This is a genomic window from Mobiluncus curtisii ATCC 43063 (genome assembly GCF_000196535.1).
GTDB lineage: Bacteria > Actinomycetota > Actinomycetes > Actinomycetales > Actinomycetaceae > Mobiluncus > Mobiluncus curtisii.
This window is the reverse complement of record NC_014246.1, coordinates 1,053,828-1,067,769: the sequence shown is the minus strand read 5'-3', so window position 1 is coordinate 1,067,769 and position 13,942 is coordinate 1,053,828. Positions and strand designations below refer to the sequence as shown.

12 protein-coding genes are annotated in these 13,942 nt (G+C 61.2%); 4 read left to right on the top strand and 8 right to left on the bottom strand.

What is annotated here, in order from left to right; all coding sequences use genetic code 11:
* Positions 1-263: 263 nt before the first annotated feature.
* The 5 genes from HMPREF0573_RS04560 to HMPREF0573_RS04540 are packed head-to-tail and all read right to left on the bottom strand — an operon-like array spanning position 264 to position 4,277.
* A complete protein-coding gene (locus tag HMPREF0573_RS04560; RefSeq protein ID WP_004011251.1) occupies positions 264-1,292 on the bottom strand; it encodes a Ppx/GppA phosphatase family protein in 1,029 nt (342 codons plus the stop codon).
* Positions 1,292-1,864 (bottom strand): DUF501 domain-containing protein, encoded by a 573-nt coding sequence (locus tag HMPREF0573_RS04555; RefSeq protein WP_004007515.1) that lies wholly within the window; start codon positions 1,862-1,864, stop codon positions 1,292-1,294. The genes HMPREF0573_RS04560 and HMPREF0573_RS04555 overlap by 1 nt, the downstream gene beginning before the upstream one ends.
* A 31-nt stretch (positions 1,865-1,895) precedes the next feature.
* Positions 1,896-2,555 (bottom strand): FtsB family cell division protein, encoded by a 660-nt coding sequence (locus HMPREF0573_RS04550; protein ID WP_041797964.1) that lies wholly within the window; start codon positions 2,553-2,555, stop codon positions 1,896-1,898.
* 33 nt (positions 2,556-2,588) lie between these two features.
* Positions 2,589-3,335, bottom strand: a complete 747-nt coding sequence (locus tag HMPREF0573_RS04545) for a YggS family pyridoxal phosphate-dependent enzyme (RefSeq protein WP_004007517.1) — start codon at positions 3,333-3,335, stop codon at positions 2,589-2,591.
* A 9-nt stretch (positions 3,336-3,344) separates the two neighbouring features.
* Entirely contained in the window at positions 3,345-4,277 is a 933-nt protein-coding gene (locus tag HMPREF0573_RS04540; RefSeq protein ID WP_013189027.1) for an EamA family transporter, read from the bottom strand.
* A 233-nt stretch (positions 4,278-4,510) separates the two neighbouring features.
* On the opposite strand from HMPREF0573_RS04540, the gene HMPREF0573_RS04535 reads away from it, so the two are divergent.
* The 4 genes from HMPREF0573_RS04535 to HMPREF0573_RS04520 are packed head-to-tail and all read left to right on the top strand — an operon-like array spanning position 4,511 to position 10,618.
* Positions 4,511-7,264 (top strand): ABC transporter ATP-binding protein, encoded by a 2,754-nt coding sequence (locus HMPREF0573_RS04535; protein WP_013189026.1) that lies wholly within the window; start codon positions 4,511-4,513, stop codon positions 7,262-7,264.
* Positions 7,265-7,269: 5 nt separating this feature from the next.
* Positions 7,270-9,843: an ABC transporter permease gene (locus tag HMPREF0573_RS04530; protein WP_013189025.1), complete on the top strand. Its 2,574-nt coding sequence runs from the start codon at positions 7,270-7,272 to the stop codon at positions 9,841-9,843.
* A gap of 59 nt (positions 9,844-9,902) precedes the next feature.
* Positions 9,903-10,322, top strand: coding sequence for a phage holin family protein (locus HMPREF0573_RS04525; protein ID WP_004007521.1), 420 nt, complete (start codon positions 9,903-9,905; stop codon positions 10,320-10,322).
* Positions 10,319-10,618: a DUF3618 domain-containing protein gene (locus tag HMPREF0573_RS04520; RefSeq protein WP_013189024.1), complete on the top strand. Its 300-nt coding sequence runs from the start codon at positions 10,319-10,321 to the stop codon at positions 10,616-10,618. Before HMPREF0573_RS04525 ends, HMPREF0573_RS04520 begins: the two co-directional genes overlap by 4 nt.
* A 103-nt stretch (positions 10,619-10,721) precedes the next feature.
* On the opposite strand, the gene purM is transcribed toward HMPREF0573_RS04520, so the two are convergent.
* From purM to HMPREF0573_RS04505, 3 genes are read right to left on the bottom strand one after another with little or no spacing between them, the layout of a single operon-like run.
* On the bottom strand, positions 10,722-12,008 hold the full coding sequence (gene purM, locus HMPREF0573_RS04515) for a phosphoribosylformylglycinamidine cyclo-ligase (protein ID WP_004011259.1): 1,287 nt from the start codon (positions 12,006-12,008) through the stop codon (positions 10,722-10,724).
* A 5-nt stretch (positions 12,009-12,013) separates the two neighbouring features.
* Positions 12,014-13,687: an amidophosphoribosyltransferase gene (gene purF, locus HMPREF0573_RS04510; protein ID WP_004011260.1), complete on the bottom strand. Its 1,674-nt coding sequence runs from the start codon at positions 13,685-13,687 to the stop codon at positions 12,014-12,016.
* Positions 13,684-13,905, bottom strand: coding sequence for a DUF3073 domain-containing protein (locus HMPREF0573_RS04505; protein ID WP_004007525.1), 222 nt, complete (start codon positions 13,903-13,905; stop codon positions 13,684-13,686). Before HMPREF0573_RS04505 ends, purF begins: the two co-directional genes overlap by 4 nt.
* Positions 13,906-13,942: the final 37 nt, after the last annotated feature.

The window sequence follows — 13,942 nt, the reverse complement described above, 5'->3', positions numbered from 1 at the left end:
ATATTGCCCCAGGTTGGAGATACCTGCCGGGGTTGTGAATATAAGGTGGTATTTGGGCTGTAGCTGCCATTATTGGCAGCTACAGCCCTATTTCCACCCTATAATCCACGCCCGCCCCGACACTCACCAAAAAACAGCGCTCTATTTCCCCGAAAACCTGGAGTAAAACCTATTTAGAACGGCTCGGGGCGCCAGATATGGCACCCCGACGCAAAGAGCGCGGGCGAAGTCACCGCACCAAATTCAAAAACCAGCCCCGAAAATCAGGGAATCTGAGACAGGATAATCCCATCGAGGATGTCATTTTCAGAGGTCAAGACCGGGAATGCGCCACGGGGTTCGCCGGTAGACACCGTTCCCGATTCCGAGCGACCCGGGAACGAACCGGGAGCCGGATGAGCCTCCAACCAAGCCAAAATCCGCTCCCACACCAGGACTCCGCCAGCAATCTGGCGCACCCGCTGCGGATGCATGGGTCCCAGCTGGGCTTTTTCCTCGTGCGGCATCCGAATCAGGCGCTGGGCGTGTTCCCGCAGCGCCCCGGAATCCAGCACGGCACCGTTGATTTTATCCGGCTCATAACGTTCCAACCCCAATTCCAGGGCGGTCAAAGTCGTGACCGAACCAGCGACCCCAACAATTTGGCAGGCGCAATCCAACGGCACCTGGGCTGCAGCCTGGGTAATCATCCCATCGACAAACTGGGCAGCTTGGCTGATTGCATCCTCGCAGGGCACACCTCGTGCATCTTCGGCGGGACGCAAGTAACGTTCGGTGACGCGCGTGGAGCCCATATTCATCGACACCGTGGCACTGACCTGGTCAAACCGACCGGTAGCGGGGTTAATCTCTCCGAACGCAAATTCGGTGGAACCTCCCCCAATGTCTACGGTCAGTGCCGGGCTGGCAACGTCGCGATGCGCCGAGAGCGTCCCGGTGAATCCCAATGTCGCCTCGAGTTGTCCCGAAATGACCTCCGGGATAACCCCCAGCCGTGCCTGTACCCCGGCGCTAAACTCCGGAAAATTATCCGCGTCCCGCGAAGCGGAAGTCGCCACCATCCGGATTCTCTGGACGTCCTCACGGCGCACATACTCGGCATATTCCGTGACCGCTGCAAAAGTCCGTTCCAGCGCGGCTGACCCCAGGTGCCCAGTCCGGTCCACTCCTTCGCCCAAGCCCACAATCCGGTTCAACCGCACCACATCGGTCATCGTCCCGGACTGGGGGTCGACCTCACTAATGAGCAAACGTATCGAGTGAGTCCCACAATCAATTGCTGCTATACGCATTACCGATTCTCCTCCCCCACAGTTTCGTCAAATTTCCAGGCACAAGTCGTGGGCGTCCAACGATGCGGGTTGCTGGCGGGCAACTGTTCCAACCGATCCAACACCCAATCCCCGATGGGATTTACTCCCCGACCTGCCGCCAATGAGTGTCCAAGCAGGGCGTGGAAACACTTGACCCGGTTCGGCATTCCCCCGGCTGACACCCCCGCGATTTCGGCGACTTCCCCGATTCCGGCGGCTTCACCCGCCTGGGTGCGCTGGCGAATATAGAGCTCATGGGCGCGCGTATAAGCCGCCGCTATCTGCGGGTTTGTCTCCAGCAGGGCTTCTGCCTCGCGCATGACCCCGTTTGCCTCCAAGTGTGAGGCGGCTGCGACTGCTGCCGGGCAAGTCAGGTAATAAAACGTGGGGAAAGGCTCGCCACCGGGCAGGCGCGGGGCGCTCGCAATGACCGCGGGGTGACCGGCGGCGTCACCGCCGCATCGGGCGGCAACCCCTATAACTCCCCGCGGGACACGCCCCAATTGAGCTGCGATGATACGCAAATCTTGCGGGCTAGCGGGTGTAATCACAAGGGCTCCTTTGTCAGTTTACGGTTAGCGCTCAGTTGCGGGTCGGGGTGTTCTTGGGGTTAGAGGCTTTTTCGGGGGTGGCTTTGTCAGCAGGCGTCGCGGACGGTCCGGCAGTTTTCGCGGGTTTTCCAGGGGCGGGAGCCGCCCCGGCGACTTCCAGCCCGGTGACGATTTGGCGGAACCACGGCAAATCATTCGTGTCTTTATCGGTCCAGCCGCTAGTCAGCTGCGGTTTTTCCGCACCGGGAGGATCAACTACGACATAGGTGACTTCGCCGGGTTTCACGTATCCCAACCGTTCACGGGCTTGCCGGGAAATATATTCGGGGTCCCGATAGCGTTTGATTTCCGCTTCCAGCTCGGCGTTTTGGGCTTTGACTTGGGCGATTTGGGCAGCGAGCGCCCGCGCCTGTTGCTGCTGATCCATCCAGGAGCGCAGCGGGGAAAACACCACCAGGAATACTGCCAGCGCCACTGCTGCCAGGGTGAGGATACGTGCCAGACGGGTCGAGCCGGGAGCATCCTCGACGCGGGGACGCGACGGGGCTTTTACCGCGGGCGAGGTCGGGGCGGCGTTTTGGCGTGAGTTCTTCCCAGCTCTCCGCGGGGCAGCGCCTGACTGCGCCGAGCTGCGCGGGGTCGGCTGTGCCGCATCGGAGAGTTGACGCGGTTTCAAACTGGGACGCTTCACGTGGACATTATCCCAAAAATCTGCAGGGTTCCGTCACGAGACAGGCTTTTGCGCGTAATCTCGCGGACCGAACAGGGCTGACCCGACCCGCACGCACGTGGAGCCTGCCGCAATCGCCAGCTCGAAATCCCCGCTCATGCCCATCGACAGTTCCCGGCAATCTGCCCCACCAGGCAGCCCTAGCACTGCCTCTCGCAACCCTGCCAGCTGGGAAAACATCTCGAATACACCGCGTTCTCCCACCCGGTCTATGTGCGCTGCCACCGTCATCAAGCCGATGAGGTGCAGTCGCGGCTGATCAATCACCAATCGCGCCAGTTCCAGAGTTTCCTCCGGGGCGACCCCGTGTTTCGCGTCCTCACCGGAAGTGTTGACCTCAATCATGACTTCCAGTGTGCGTCCTGCCTGGTCAAGCAGACGGTTCAGGGTTTGCGCCAGTTTCGCCGAGTCTAGGGACTGCAGCTCCGCGCCATAAGCGACGATGAGTTTGGCTTTGTTGCGTTGCAGGTTGCCAATCTGAACCCAACGGGGGCTGACCTCGTTCCTGTCAGCGCACAAGTCCAGGTTCGCCCCCAGTTCCGCGGCTTTCGTTGCTAGTTCCTGGGGTTTATTTTCCCCAAATTCACTCACTCCCGCGGCGAGAGCTTCACGCAGGTCCGCGACCGGGTGAGTTTTGCTGACCGGCAGGATGCGAATCGACTCGCTGTCGCGCCCCGCGGTCGCGGCAGCTGCGGCGACTCGTTGCGAGAGGTCGTGCAAACGTTGTGAGAATCCGCTCATAAGCCTAGTTTAGTCCGCTGACGCGACAGGGACGGGGCTGACGGAATCGGCAGGGGCGACAGAATCAGCAGGGGTGGCGGGATCGGCGGGGTCGCGCCGATAGGTCATCGCCACCGCTATCGACACCAAAATCAAACCCCCAACTTCTGGCCAACTCGGGATTTGCCGCAGCATAATCACTCCCACCAGCAGGGACGTTACCGGCAGCAGCGCGGAGAGCAGCGCGAAAATAGAGGCAGACACGTCACGCAGCACGACCAATTCCAGGATGTAGGACACGAAGGAGGAACACATGCTCATCAGTAACGCCAGACCGAATACAGACCACGAGCTAAACGCAATATGAATGTCTGGCCACGCCAGAGGCAGCTGCAGGCACGAACCAAACGCCAGGGCTACTGACAGGGAATCAATCCCGCGCCCCAAAACCGCTACTTTGCGCCCCAAAGCCATGTATGCCACCCACATGCTCCCGGCGACCAGTGCCCAAATCAAGCCCACCCGTTCGGCAGGATTGCTCATGTCCAAGCCCAGTCCACCAATCATGACCACGCCGGAAAAGGCCAGCAGGACGGAGAGCTTGCCCATCCAACCGGCGATGCCGATAGCTGCAAAAATGACCGGTCCCAGGAATTCCACGGAAACGGTGGTACCCAAGGGAAGCCTGGATACGGCCTCGTAAAAAGTCATGTTCATACAAACCAGTGCGGTCCCGAACAGGCAGGACCACACGTAACCGCGGGGAGTGAGCGCTCGTGCGCCCCACGGTCGACGCCATGCCAACATCAGCACGGCAGCAAACACGGTGCGCAGCCATGCCACGGTCAGGGGTCCCATCAGGGTAAACAGTGTTACCGCGACACCGGCTCCCAAGTATTGGATGAAGCCCTCAGTAAAGAAAATCAGGGGTGCAGGAACGGGTTTTCGGGATTTTCCAGGCATTCAGCCATTGTAGACTGCACCTGGCACACCGTGAAAAACACTGTTCCTGCCATTTTTCATCACCGCTTGGGATGTTTTACCAGTTCACACCATTTTGTAAAATTGTGTCCAGATCGCGAGGTCCTTCTGCCCTCCGCTGCTCGCTGAGCGGGTCGCGAGCGAGTCTACCCTTTGTAACGAGTTGCACTTCTCTCGGGCGCGGAAACCAGCACCTTGGCGGCAAATGTGAAAGAATGCAGAGAAAGGAGGCGAACTTGGTCAATCAAATCCCTGCGGCATCACCGAGGTTTTCCACCACGCTTTCTCCGGTCTCGGATTCTCTCATCAGCGTTCGCGGTCTGACTAAAATTTATGGTCATGCCGATACAGAGCGCGCCGTCACGGCTTTAGACCAGGTGGATGTGGATTTCCCCCGCGCCCAATTCACTGCCATTATGGGTCCTTCCGGTTCCGGCAAATCCTCCTTGCTGCATATTTTGGCAGGGTTGGATTCGTTTCAATCTGGCACGGTGACGGTCGCCGGTCGTGACTTGTCGGGGCTGAATCCCGCGGAACTGACCCGGTTTCGCCGTGACACGATGGGGTTTATCTTTCAGGCGTTTAACCTGGTGCCCACGCTGACCGTCGCGGAAAATATCGAGCTGTCAGCGTTGGTGCGCCGCCAGTCTCCGGATCGGCGCCGGATGAAAGCCCTGGTCAAAGAGCTTGATTTGGAGTCTCGGCTGGATGCGTTTCCCGCCGAGCTGAGCGGGGGGCAACAGCAAAAGGTCGCTTGTGCTCGCGCTTTGCTGGTCACTCCCGAGGTCGTTTTCGCTGATGAGCCGACCGGGAACCTCGATTCGGCGTCTTCGGCACAGGTCCTTTCGTTCCTGCGGGCAGCAGCGCGCGACTGGCAACAGTCAGTCATCATGGTCACCCATGAACCCGATGCCGCTAAATATGCTGACCGGGTGCTGTTCCTGTTTGACGGTCAGATTGTTGCCCAGCTGACGAACCCGACACGCGAGGCGATTCTCGCAGCCGAGCAAAACCTCGGCGAAGTGCGGAAAGCCCGGAAACACGCGGGACAGCCCAGCGCACCCCAGACTTTGCGGGACGTCGATCCGGCAGCGTTAGAAAAAGACCTGACCGCCGTCATGAGTTTGCCAAAGATTGAGGACGAAACAGACTCTGAACAGCCAGAACTTCCTGCAGATACCGCCACGGGCTTGCCAAAATTGGCTCCCGTTACAGCACTGACTCCGCCGGCGGTGCCGGACTCGCCCAGCACCGTCCCGACAGCGCACACCGTCCCGACACCGGCTCCAGAGCCGGCTTCGGTGTCGGCGCCAGAACCGACATTCGCACCTGTGGCACCCCCCGCGAGTCGCCAACGCGACACCGCCCTCACTTTTGCCAACTTGGGCATTGCCGAGGCCAATCCCGAACCGAACGAACTGGCAGATTCCCTGGCTCGGGGTGATTTCAAGTGGCCCAGCATGTCCGTAGCGCACCCTGCCGCCCAGGAGGACACCAACGATTTGCTGGGGAAACCACTGGCATCCGGGTTTGCTAATCCCGATACCACCAGGGACTCCGCATCAGGTTCCCCCGCTAATGCCAAAGAACTCAGCGACTTTGACTCCGTGATTTCCGGGGCTGCCGAGTTGGCAGCCAGCGGTTCCACCACCCCGGCTGCTGACAGTTACGAAACAGCACGTCCCGAGCGTCCGAACATCCCGGATACAGACTCAGGCTCTGGCGATACCGGGTTTAATTCGTTTGATTTTATGGACAAGCCCGCGCGTACAGCGAGCGGTGAAGCTGACTTGGAGGTGTCTGTTCGGCGGCGCCGTCCGATATTGGGCAGTTTTGGTGCGGGGCAGCCCGCACCCACACTAACGCCCGCACCAACGCCCAGCCTTCCCCCAGATGCGGTGGCTCCCACTATGCCCACCGCGCCCACCGCGCCCGCTGCTCCAGTCACCCCGCCGCTGGCACCTCCGGTCGAGCCTCCGGTTACGCCACCAGTTGCACCGCCGGTCGCGCCCCTCGCGGTAAACGACCCGAACGCGTGGGTGGACAACCCTCCCACACTTGTGCCCAGTTCGGCTTCGTCCCGGATTCTTTCCGAGGCGTTTGTCCCCGAAGCTGTCCCGGCACCCCCTGCTGAGCCCGAGCTGGAGCGCCCCGAGTTGCCCGACAGTTTCTCGGCACGATACCCCGCAACACCCCCGGCAGAAGCCCCGACCGCGGTACCATCCGCGCCGCAGCCACAGACTTTCCCGACCCCCCGACGGGTCTCCCAGCTGGAAAGCACCCTCAGCGCCCCGGACGCGTTCGCGCGCCAACCCGAGCTGCAGCCTGAACCGCGCCCTTCACCGGAGCCGACCCCGGCTCCCCTGGCGCAACCGACCCCGGCTCCCCAGCCAGCACCCCAGCCGGAACGCTCAAAACCCGCCGCGTCCCGCACTTATGACGGACCGCGCCGCTCGCGCCGACCTGCGGTCGACCCGCACTTGGCAGAAGCCGAAGGCAAGAACGAACTGCTCGCCATGATTGAACAGGCGGAAAAACTCTTGGCAGCTTCGGGCGCAGCCATCAACGCTGCCACCGAGACACTGCAGGAACCCGACGCCCCGCGCGACTCCCGCGCTTCGGCAGCGACTCGTGCCCCTCGTGGCGCCACGCCCTCAGCAACCCCAGCAGCTCCGGCGACCCCGCATGGCGGGAACCCGAGCTTGCCCAGTCGCGGAAAGACCCCCGATCAAGAACTGCTCATCGCCCGCGCTGACGCCATGTTAGCCCAGGCAGAAGCCCGGTCGGCGGCTCTGCAGGATGATTTACGCAACCTGGGACGCACCCCCGCCCCAGCAAGCCCGGCGATGCCAGGTACCCCAGTCCCCCCGGAGGCGGCGACAACCACTGCCCCCGGCACGGACACTCCCGAGACTTTCCCTCCCGACTGGCGCACCCAATCCTTGCGATACCCTCCTAAGGGTCGGTAGACGCCATGTGGAAACTCATTTGGCGCGAAATCACCCGCCGCGGCTCCCGCTTCGTTCCCACCGTGTTCGCCGTCGTGCTGGGCGTGACATTCCTGACCGCCACTTTGGGGATAACTGACCTGATGACAGACGCGGCGCAGTCCTCCGCGACCGCGACGCTCGACGGGGATCTCTATGCCGTGGCGCCTCCGGTAAAGGACGCTCCCGCGGGTGACCTGAACTCGCGAGGTAGCATCAGCGATGAACTCGTGCAGATTATCGAAGACGTCGACGGGGTCGCCCATGCGGTGCCTCAGTTCGAGGGTCAGGCGGTCCTGTTAAATCAAGACAAACAGCCCGTCTCGGTAGGGCTCAGCCCGACCTTGGTGCGCGGCGCTTTCCCCTATCCGCCCGGCCCGGAAGTTGCGGCGGGACGCCTGCCGCACGGACCGAAAGAAGTCATGCTGGAACTGCACATGGCACGTCGCGCCGGACTGCAAACCGGCAAAACTGCCACCCTGATTTGGGCAGGGACGACCCATCGCCTGAAAGTCGTAGGGCTCGCCCAGTTTAAAGCCCCGCTCGGCACCACCACTTTGGCTTTCGTGGACGGCAAAGACGCAAAGACTTGGTTCTCTCCCGAGGGCAAGGTCAAACTCATCGGCATTCACGTAGCCCCCGCCGCGGACACCAGCAATGTCAAGCAGCGGGTCCAAGACGCTGTCGGTCCCGATGCTGTCATTTTGACGGGAGCCGCGCTGCGCGCTCAACAGTCCGCGGCGATGGCGCGCACGATTGGTTTGGTGAATCTGCTGGCACAAGCGTTTGTGGCGCTGGCGCTGCTGGCGGGCGCTTTCCTGATTACAAACACTTTCGGGATTCTGGTCACTTCCCGCTATCGGATGCTCGGGATGCTGCGCACCCTGGGCTATAGTCCCCGTGCGCTGCGGATGTTGGTGGCTGGCGAAGCCCTGCTGATTGGGCTGGTCGGCTCCATTTTGGGCGCGGGAGTGGGGCTGGCGCTGGTGCTGGGAGTCCGGCAGGTGCTCGTGACACAAGGGTGGGTGTTCACCCCCGGTATGCCGTTGGGGCTGGTCCGGGCGCTGGTGATTGTGGCACTGGGAGTGCTGATTACCGTGGCGGCTGGTTTGCTTCCGGCTTGGCGCGCCGGGCGGATGACCCCGCTGGATGCTCTGTCTGCGAGCGCACCCGCCCCGGAGGGTCGGCTGCGCGGTGCCACACTTTTGGGACTGACAATCCTGGTTGTGGCGGTCGGTCTCGGCGCGGGGGCGCTGGTGGAGTCGTCTCGGTCAGGAGTGGGGATGCGCGCGATAGCGCTGGCTGTGGCAGCTTCGGTGTTGGGGCTGTTCGGGGTGCTGTGGCTGACCCCCGTCCTGTTGCGCCCGTTCCTGTGGGTGTTTGCCACGCTATTTCGTCGTTTTAACCGGCTGCCGGCGCAGTTCGCCCTGCGCAACCTGCGCCGCTACCCGCGTCGCACCTCTTTGGGGGCAGCCGCCCTGGTTATCGGCATTGCTATCGCCACCACCGGGGGAATTCTGGCGGATTCTGCCCGCCAATCCCTGCAATCAGGGGTGGTCCAGGAAGTCCAATCCGACCTGGTCGTAGCTTCGCTGCAGCCCTCCACCAATGTGTCACCGGTGGTCGGAGTACTGCGGAAAGTGGACGGGGTGCGTTCCGCTGATGCCGGTATCTTTAGCGCCCCGATGCTGGTACGGCTCGACCGAGATTCCACTCGGTCTTTAGTTACTGCCGGCATCACTGCGGATGATGCCAAAAACCTCATCTCACTGCAGGTCAAAGCAGGTGATGTCGAGGGTCTGGCGAACGGTCAAGCTCTGGTGAATGCCCGTGACGCGGCTCGAGAGGGTTGGAAAGTCGGGAACGCGATTACGGTGACGGGCCCCCGCGGGATTTATTCCACCAAGGTCGCCGGGATAGTGCGTTCCACCCTGCTGGACGCAGCGATTTTCCTCGATCCGGAGTATCTGCGCCAGGCTGCTGGTCCTGAAACTCTGGCATACCGCTACATTTTTGTGAACCTGGACAGCCAGCGCGACACCCCGTCTGCGGCTGAAATCCGACAGGTTCAGGGTCGCATCCAGCAAGCCCTCAACCCGTTCTGTGTCTACCGGGTCTTTACCCCCGTGGAGCTGTCCCACGCGCTGTCCCAAACCACCACGCAAGTGCTGTGGCTGATGTATGCGCTGCTCGGGCTATCAATCATCATCGCGATTTTGGGGATTGTGAACACTTTGGCGCTGGCGATGATAGAACGCCGGCAAAGTTTTGCCCTGCTGCGAGTGCTGGGGTTGGCCCCGCGGGAGGTACGGGCCTCGCTGCGGTGGGAGGCATTTTTCTTGGCGCTGCTGGGCGCGGGGCTGGGATGGATTTCCGGCGTAGTCATCGGGTTGCTGTGGCGTTGGCTGCTGCGCGACTTGGGGATGGGCGCGTGGGGTATCCCGGCGCTAGGTCAGCTTGGTTTCGTGGCGCTGGCTGTCGCGTTGGCAGTTTTGGCAGCTTCACTACCCGCTCGCAAGACTTTACGGGCCCCGGCTCTCATGGCGACTTTGGCTTCCTGAACGCAAATTTTGGGGAAATAGTAAACTAGGTCTGAAGTGATGTCGACGAGGAGGCCGGGATGGCTATAGAAGAACCAAAATTATCGCTGGGGGCGCTGTTTGCGCGATTTTCCACCCAGATTTCTGACCTGTTCAGGGCTGAGGTCGCGTTGATGAAGGCTCAGGCAAAAGCCGCCGGGTCCCGGTTCGGTCTGGCAGCAGGGATGCTGGCAGGGGCGGGCATATTTGGGTTATTTATGCTGGGGTATTTGCTGAAAGCAATGTTCTTTGGGTTTACGATGTTGACCGGTTCGCTGTTGTGGGGAGCGTTGATTAACGCGGCGGTGTTGCTGGTATTGACGCTGATTTTGGTTCTGGCTGGGCTATCCGCAGCGAAACGCGCCAAGGCAACTATCCCGGAACCTCAAAAGCACGTGAAGCGGGACGTAGAGACGTTGAAAGCTGCTCTCAAGCGCCCGGATTTAGGAGCGGAAAAATGAGCGAAAACATTGCGGAGAAAAAAGATTTTAACGGTAGCCCTGAGGAAATCGAGCGTCAGATTGAAACTACCCGCTCTGAAATGGGTCAGACCGTAGACCAGTTGGTCGATCGGCTTCATCCCGCTAATCAGGTCAGGGAAGCCCAAGCGAAAGCTCAGGATTTTGCGCAGCGAGCCAAAGCCACCTTTACTGACGCCCTGGATGGCGACGCAGCATCACAAAAGAAGCTGGGCGTTGTGGCAGGTGTTGTGGCGGGCGTGCTGCTCTTGGCTAGACTGCGCCACCGCCAGAGGTAACTGCTTTTTGTCTGTAAGTGGTGGTATTTAGGCAGTAGCTGTCAATAATGGCAGCTACTGCCCATATTCCACCTTATATTCACGCCACGCCTGGTTACCGGGGCTAATACTGGTATTCACCGCGCAATACCACGGTGCCACCAGAGACCCCTTTGGTCCCCGAAATCAGGCGCTCACCTGCGGGAATGCCGTCGCTGACGGTTCCCATGACAAAGGCTTCCATACCGGCGCGCTGCGTTGCTTGCACAGTGGCGGGCACAAAATCAGGATGTACCAGCGCCACCATGCCCACGCCGAGGTTCCAGGTGTCCTCGGCACTGGTCACGTCCACTCCACCCAAATCCATCAGGTAGCGGAAAATCCCCGGCACCTGCCAAGTTGAACGATCCACCACGGCGTGCAGCCCGGCAGGAATGACCCGGCACAGATTCGCGGCCAAACCACCCCCGGTCACGTGGGCGAACGCGTGTACCCGGTTTCCGTCCAGTTCCCCAACGAAATCTCCGGCTTGGCGGGCAGCCAGCCAGCCAGAATTTTCCAGGTCCAAACACAACCGGGAATACAACCGGGTCGGTTCCAGACAGGCGTGCCCCAGGGAATAATCAGCGCCATCAGCAAACGGCGAACCGTGGGGCGCCACCACCCCGTAAGACTGGGGAATCGAGGACTCCCAAGCCACGCCCGCGTCTGCCACAATTCGGCGCACCAGGGAATACCCATTGGAATGCAGACCACTGGCACCAAACCCCACTACCATGTCACCTGCACAAACGCGCTGGGGTCCCAACAGTCGGGGCGCGTCCACCACACCGGTGGCAGCCCCGGCGACATCGAAATCCGCCACGCCCAGCACTCCCGGATGCTCGGCAGTCTCGCCTGCCACCAGCGCGCAATCTACCGCCTGGCAAGCGCGGGCGATGCCCTCGACCACACCCGCAATCATCTGGGGGACCACCCGACCACAGGCGATGTAATCGGTCATGAACAGGGGTCGCACCCCTGCCGGGGTGAGGTCATCGACGACCATTCCCACCAGGTCTTGACCGATAGTGTCATAAATCCGCATCGCTTTCGCCAGCTCAATCTTGGTGCCGACCCCGTCGGTAGACGTCGCCAACAGGGGGCGACGCATGGTGGTCATCCCCGCTGCCGAGGCATCATAGAGTCCCGCGAACCCGCCGGTACCGCCCAAAACTTCCGGCCCCTGGGTGGCTTGCACTGCGGTCTTCATCAGTTCCACCGCGCGGTCACCGGCCTGGGTGTCCACGCCGGCGCGGGCATAAGCGTTTACCGGGTTGGTCAGATTAGCAGTGCCATTTTCACGCGGATTATTGCCTGTCGTCCCTCCGGTAATCGCATCGGTAGCGCCAGAGTTAACCTCGAAATTCATGCCGGTCAGTCCTTTCCCCCACAGTAGCTCAATCCCCGCGGGAGCGCCCCCGCGGTTTCCAGGTCCGCCAAATGTGTGGGGTATCGCCCGGAAAAGCAAGCTGTACACAGCTCATTGTCGGGCTGATCCGTGGCGGCAACCATGGACTCATAAGACAGGTAGCCCAGGGTATCTGCCCCGATGGAACGGCAAATTTCGGAAATATCCATACCGGTGGCGATGAGCTCGGCGCGAGTGGCGAAATCAATCCCGTAATAGCAGGGCCACATGACCGGCGGGCTGGAAATGCGCACGTGTACCTCAGCGGCTCCCGCAGCGCGCAACATCTGGATGACGGCCCGCTGTGTGTTGCCCCGGACGATGGAATCGTCCACCACGATTAGGCGCTTGCCTTCAATGACGGAGCGCAGGGGGTTGAGTTTCAGACGGATGCCCATCTGGCGCATGGCTTGGGTTGGCTGGATGAAAGTTCGCCCCACGTAGGCGTTTTTCACCAGACCTTGCCCAAAGGGAATGCCAGATTCCTCTGCGTAGCCGATGGCAGCCGGCGTTCCGGAATCCGGTGTCGCCATGACCAGGTCCGCCTCAACCGGATGTTCCCGAGCCAGGGCAGCTCCCATCGACCGGCGCGCGGCAGCGATGGAACGCTGCGCAATCGTGGTGTCTGGACGCGCCAGATACACGTATTCAAACACGCACCCCGCGGGTCGCGCCGGGGCAAAGTTCTCAGAATGCACCCCGTTTTCATTGATAGCAATCAGCTCGCCGGGCGCGATTTCGCGCACGAAAGTCGCGCCAACGATGTCCAGCGCGGCAGTTTCGGAGGCGACTACCCAACCGTTAGCGAGCCGTCCCAGCACCAGGGGTCGTATCCCCTGCGGATCGCGCGCCGCGTACAGCGTGGTTTCGTCCATAAACGCCAGGGAATACGCGCCGTCCAGCTTCGGCAGGATTTCCCGCATGACGCTCAGCAACGGCGGTTCGCCGCCTATCGACACGGCGCGGGCAGACACGGCGTCAATAATCTTCATCAACAGCATGGTGTCTGACGAGGAATCCTGCAAACCGTGTGCTTTTTGCTCTTTCACGTCGGCGACGGTTTGGGCAGCTGCGTCCTCGGGTTTACGGCAGGCAGCAGGGCTGCCGGCAGGGTTCACCAGGTCGGGGCGGGCGGTTGGGGTCTCTGTTGCGGGGGTTCCGGCAGCAGGTTTCCCGTCGGCAGGTTTCCCGTCTGTGGGCAGCAGTTCTTCCAGCAGGCTGCGCGTGTTCACCAGGTTCCCGTTGTGTGCCATCGCGAGGGTCCCGAAAGCGGTGGGTCCCAGCGTGGGCTGGGCATTGTGCCAAGAGGACATCCCGGCAGTCGAATAGCGAACGTGCCCTAAGGCGAGGTGACCTTGCAGGGAAGCCAAGTCCCGGTCTTTGAACACCTGAGAGACTAATCCCATGTCCTTGTAAACCAAGATTTTGGATCCGTCTGAAGCGGCGATACCGGCGGATTCTTGACCGCGATGCTGCAGGGCATAGATGCCGAAATAGGTCAGACGCGCGACTTCTTCGCCCGGCGCCCAGACACCAAAAACACCGCACTCATCGTGCGGTTTATCGTCAGAGTCGTGTCGAGGGGAATCGGCGGGAGAGGTCATTGCCACATTACCGAAGATGGGCGACCCCGGCTTCACGCGGCGTCCCCGCCGTCATCCGGGTCATCTTCAGCGTAGTCAGCCCACTTATCGTAATCAGGCTCAGCATATTTGGCGTAGGGGTCATCGTCCCACGTATCCTCACCGGACTTACCTGATAGTTCCCGCTGCAACGCCTCGAGATCCATTTCTGGAGTCTCATATTTCAGTCGGCGTGCGACCTTTTGCTGCTTAGCTTTCTGGCGGCCACGGCCCATTGCCCGAGTCCCTCCTTGAAGTCACGATTGGTCAGCT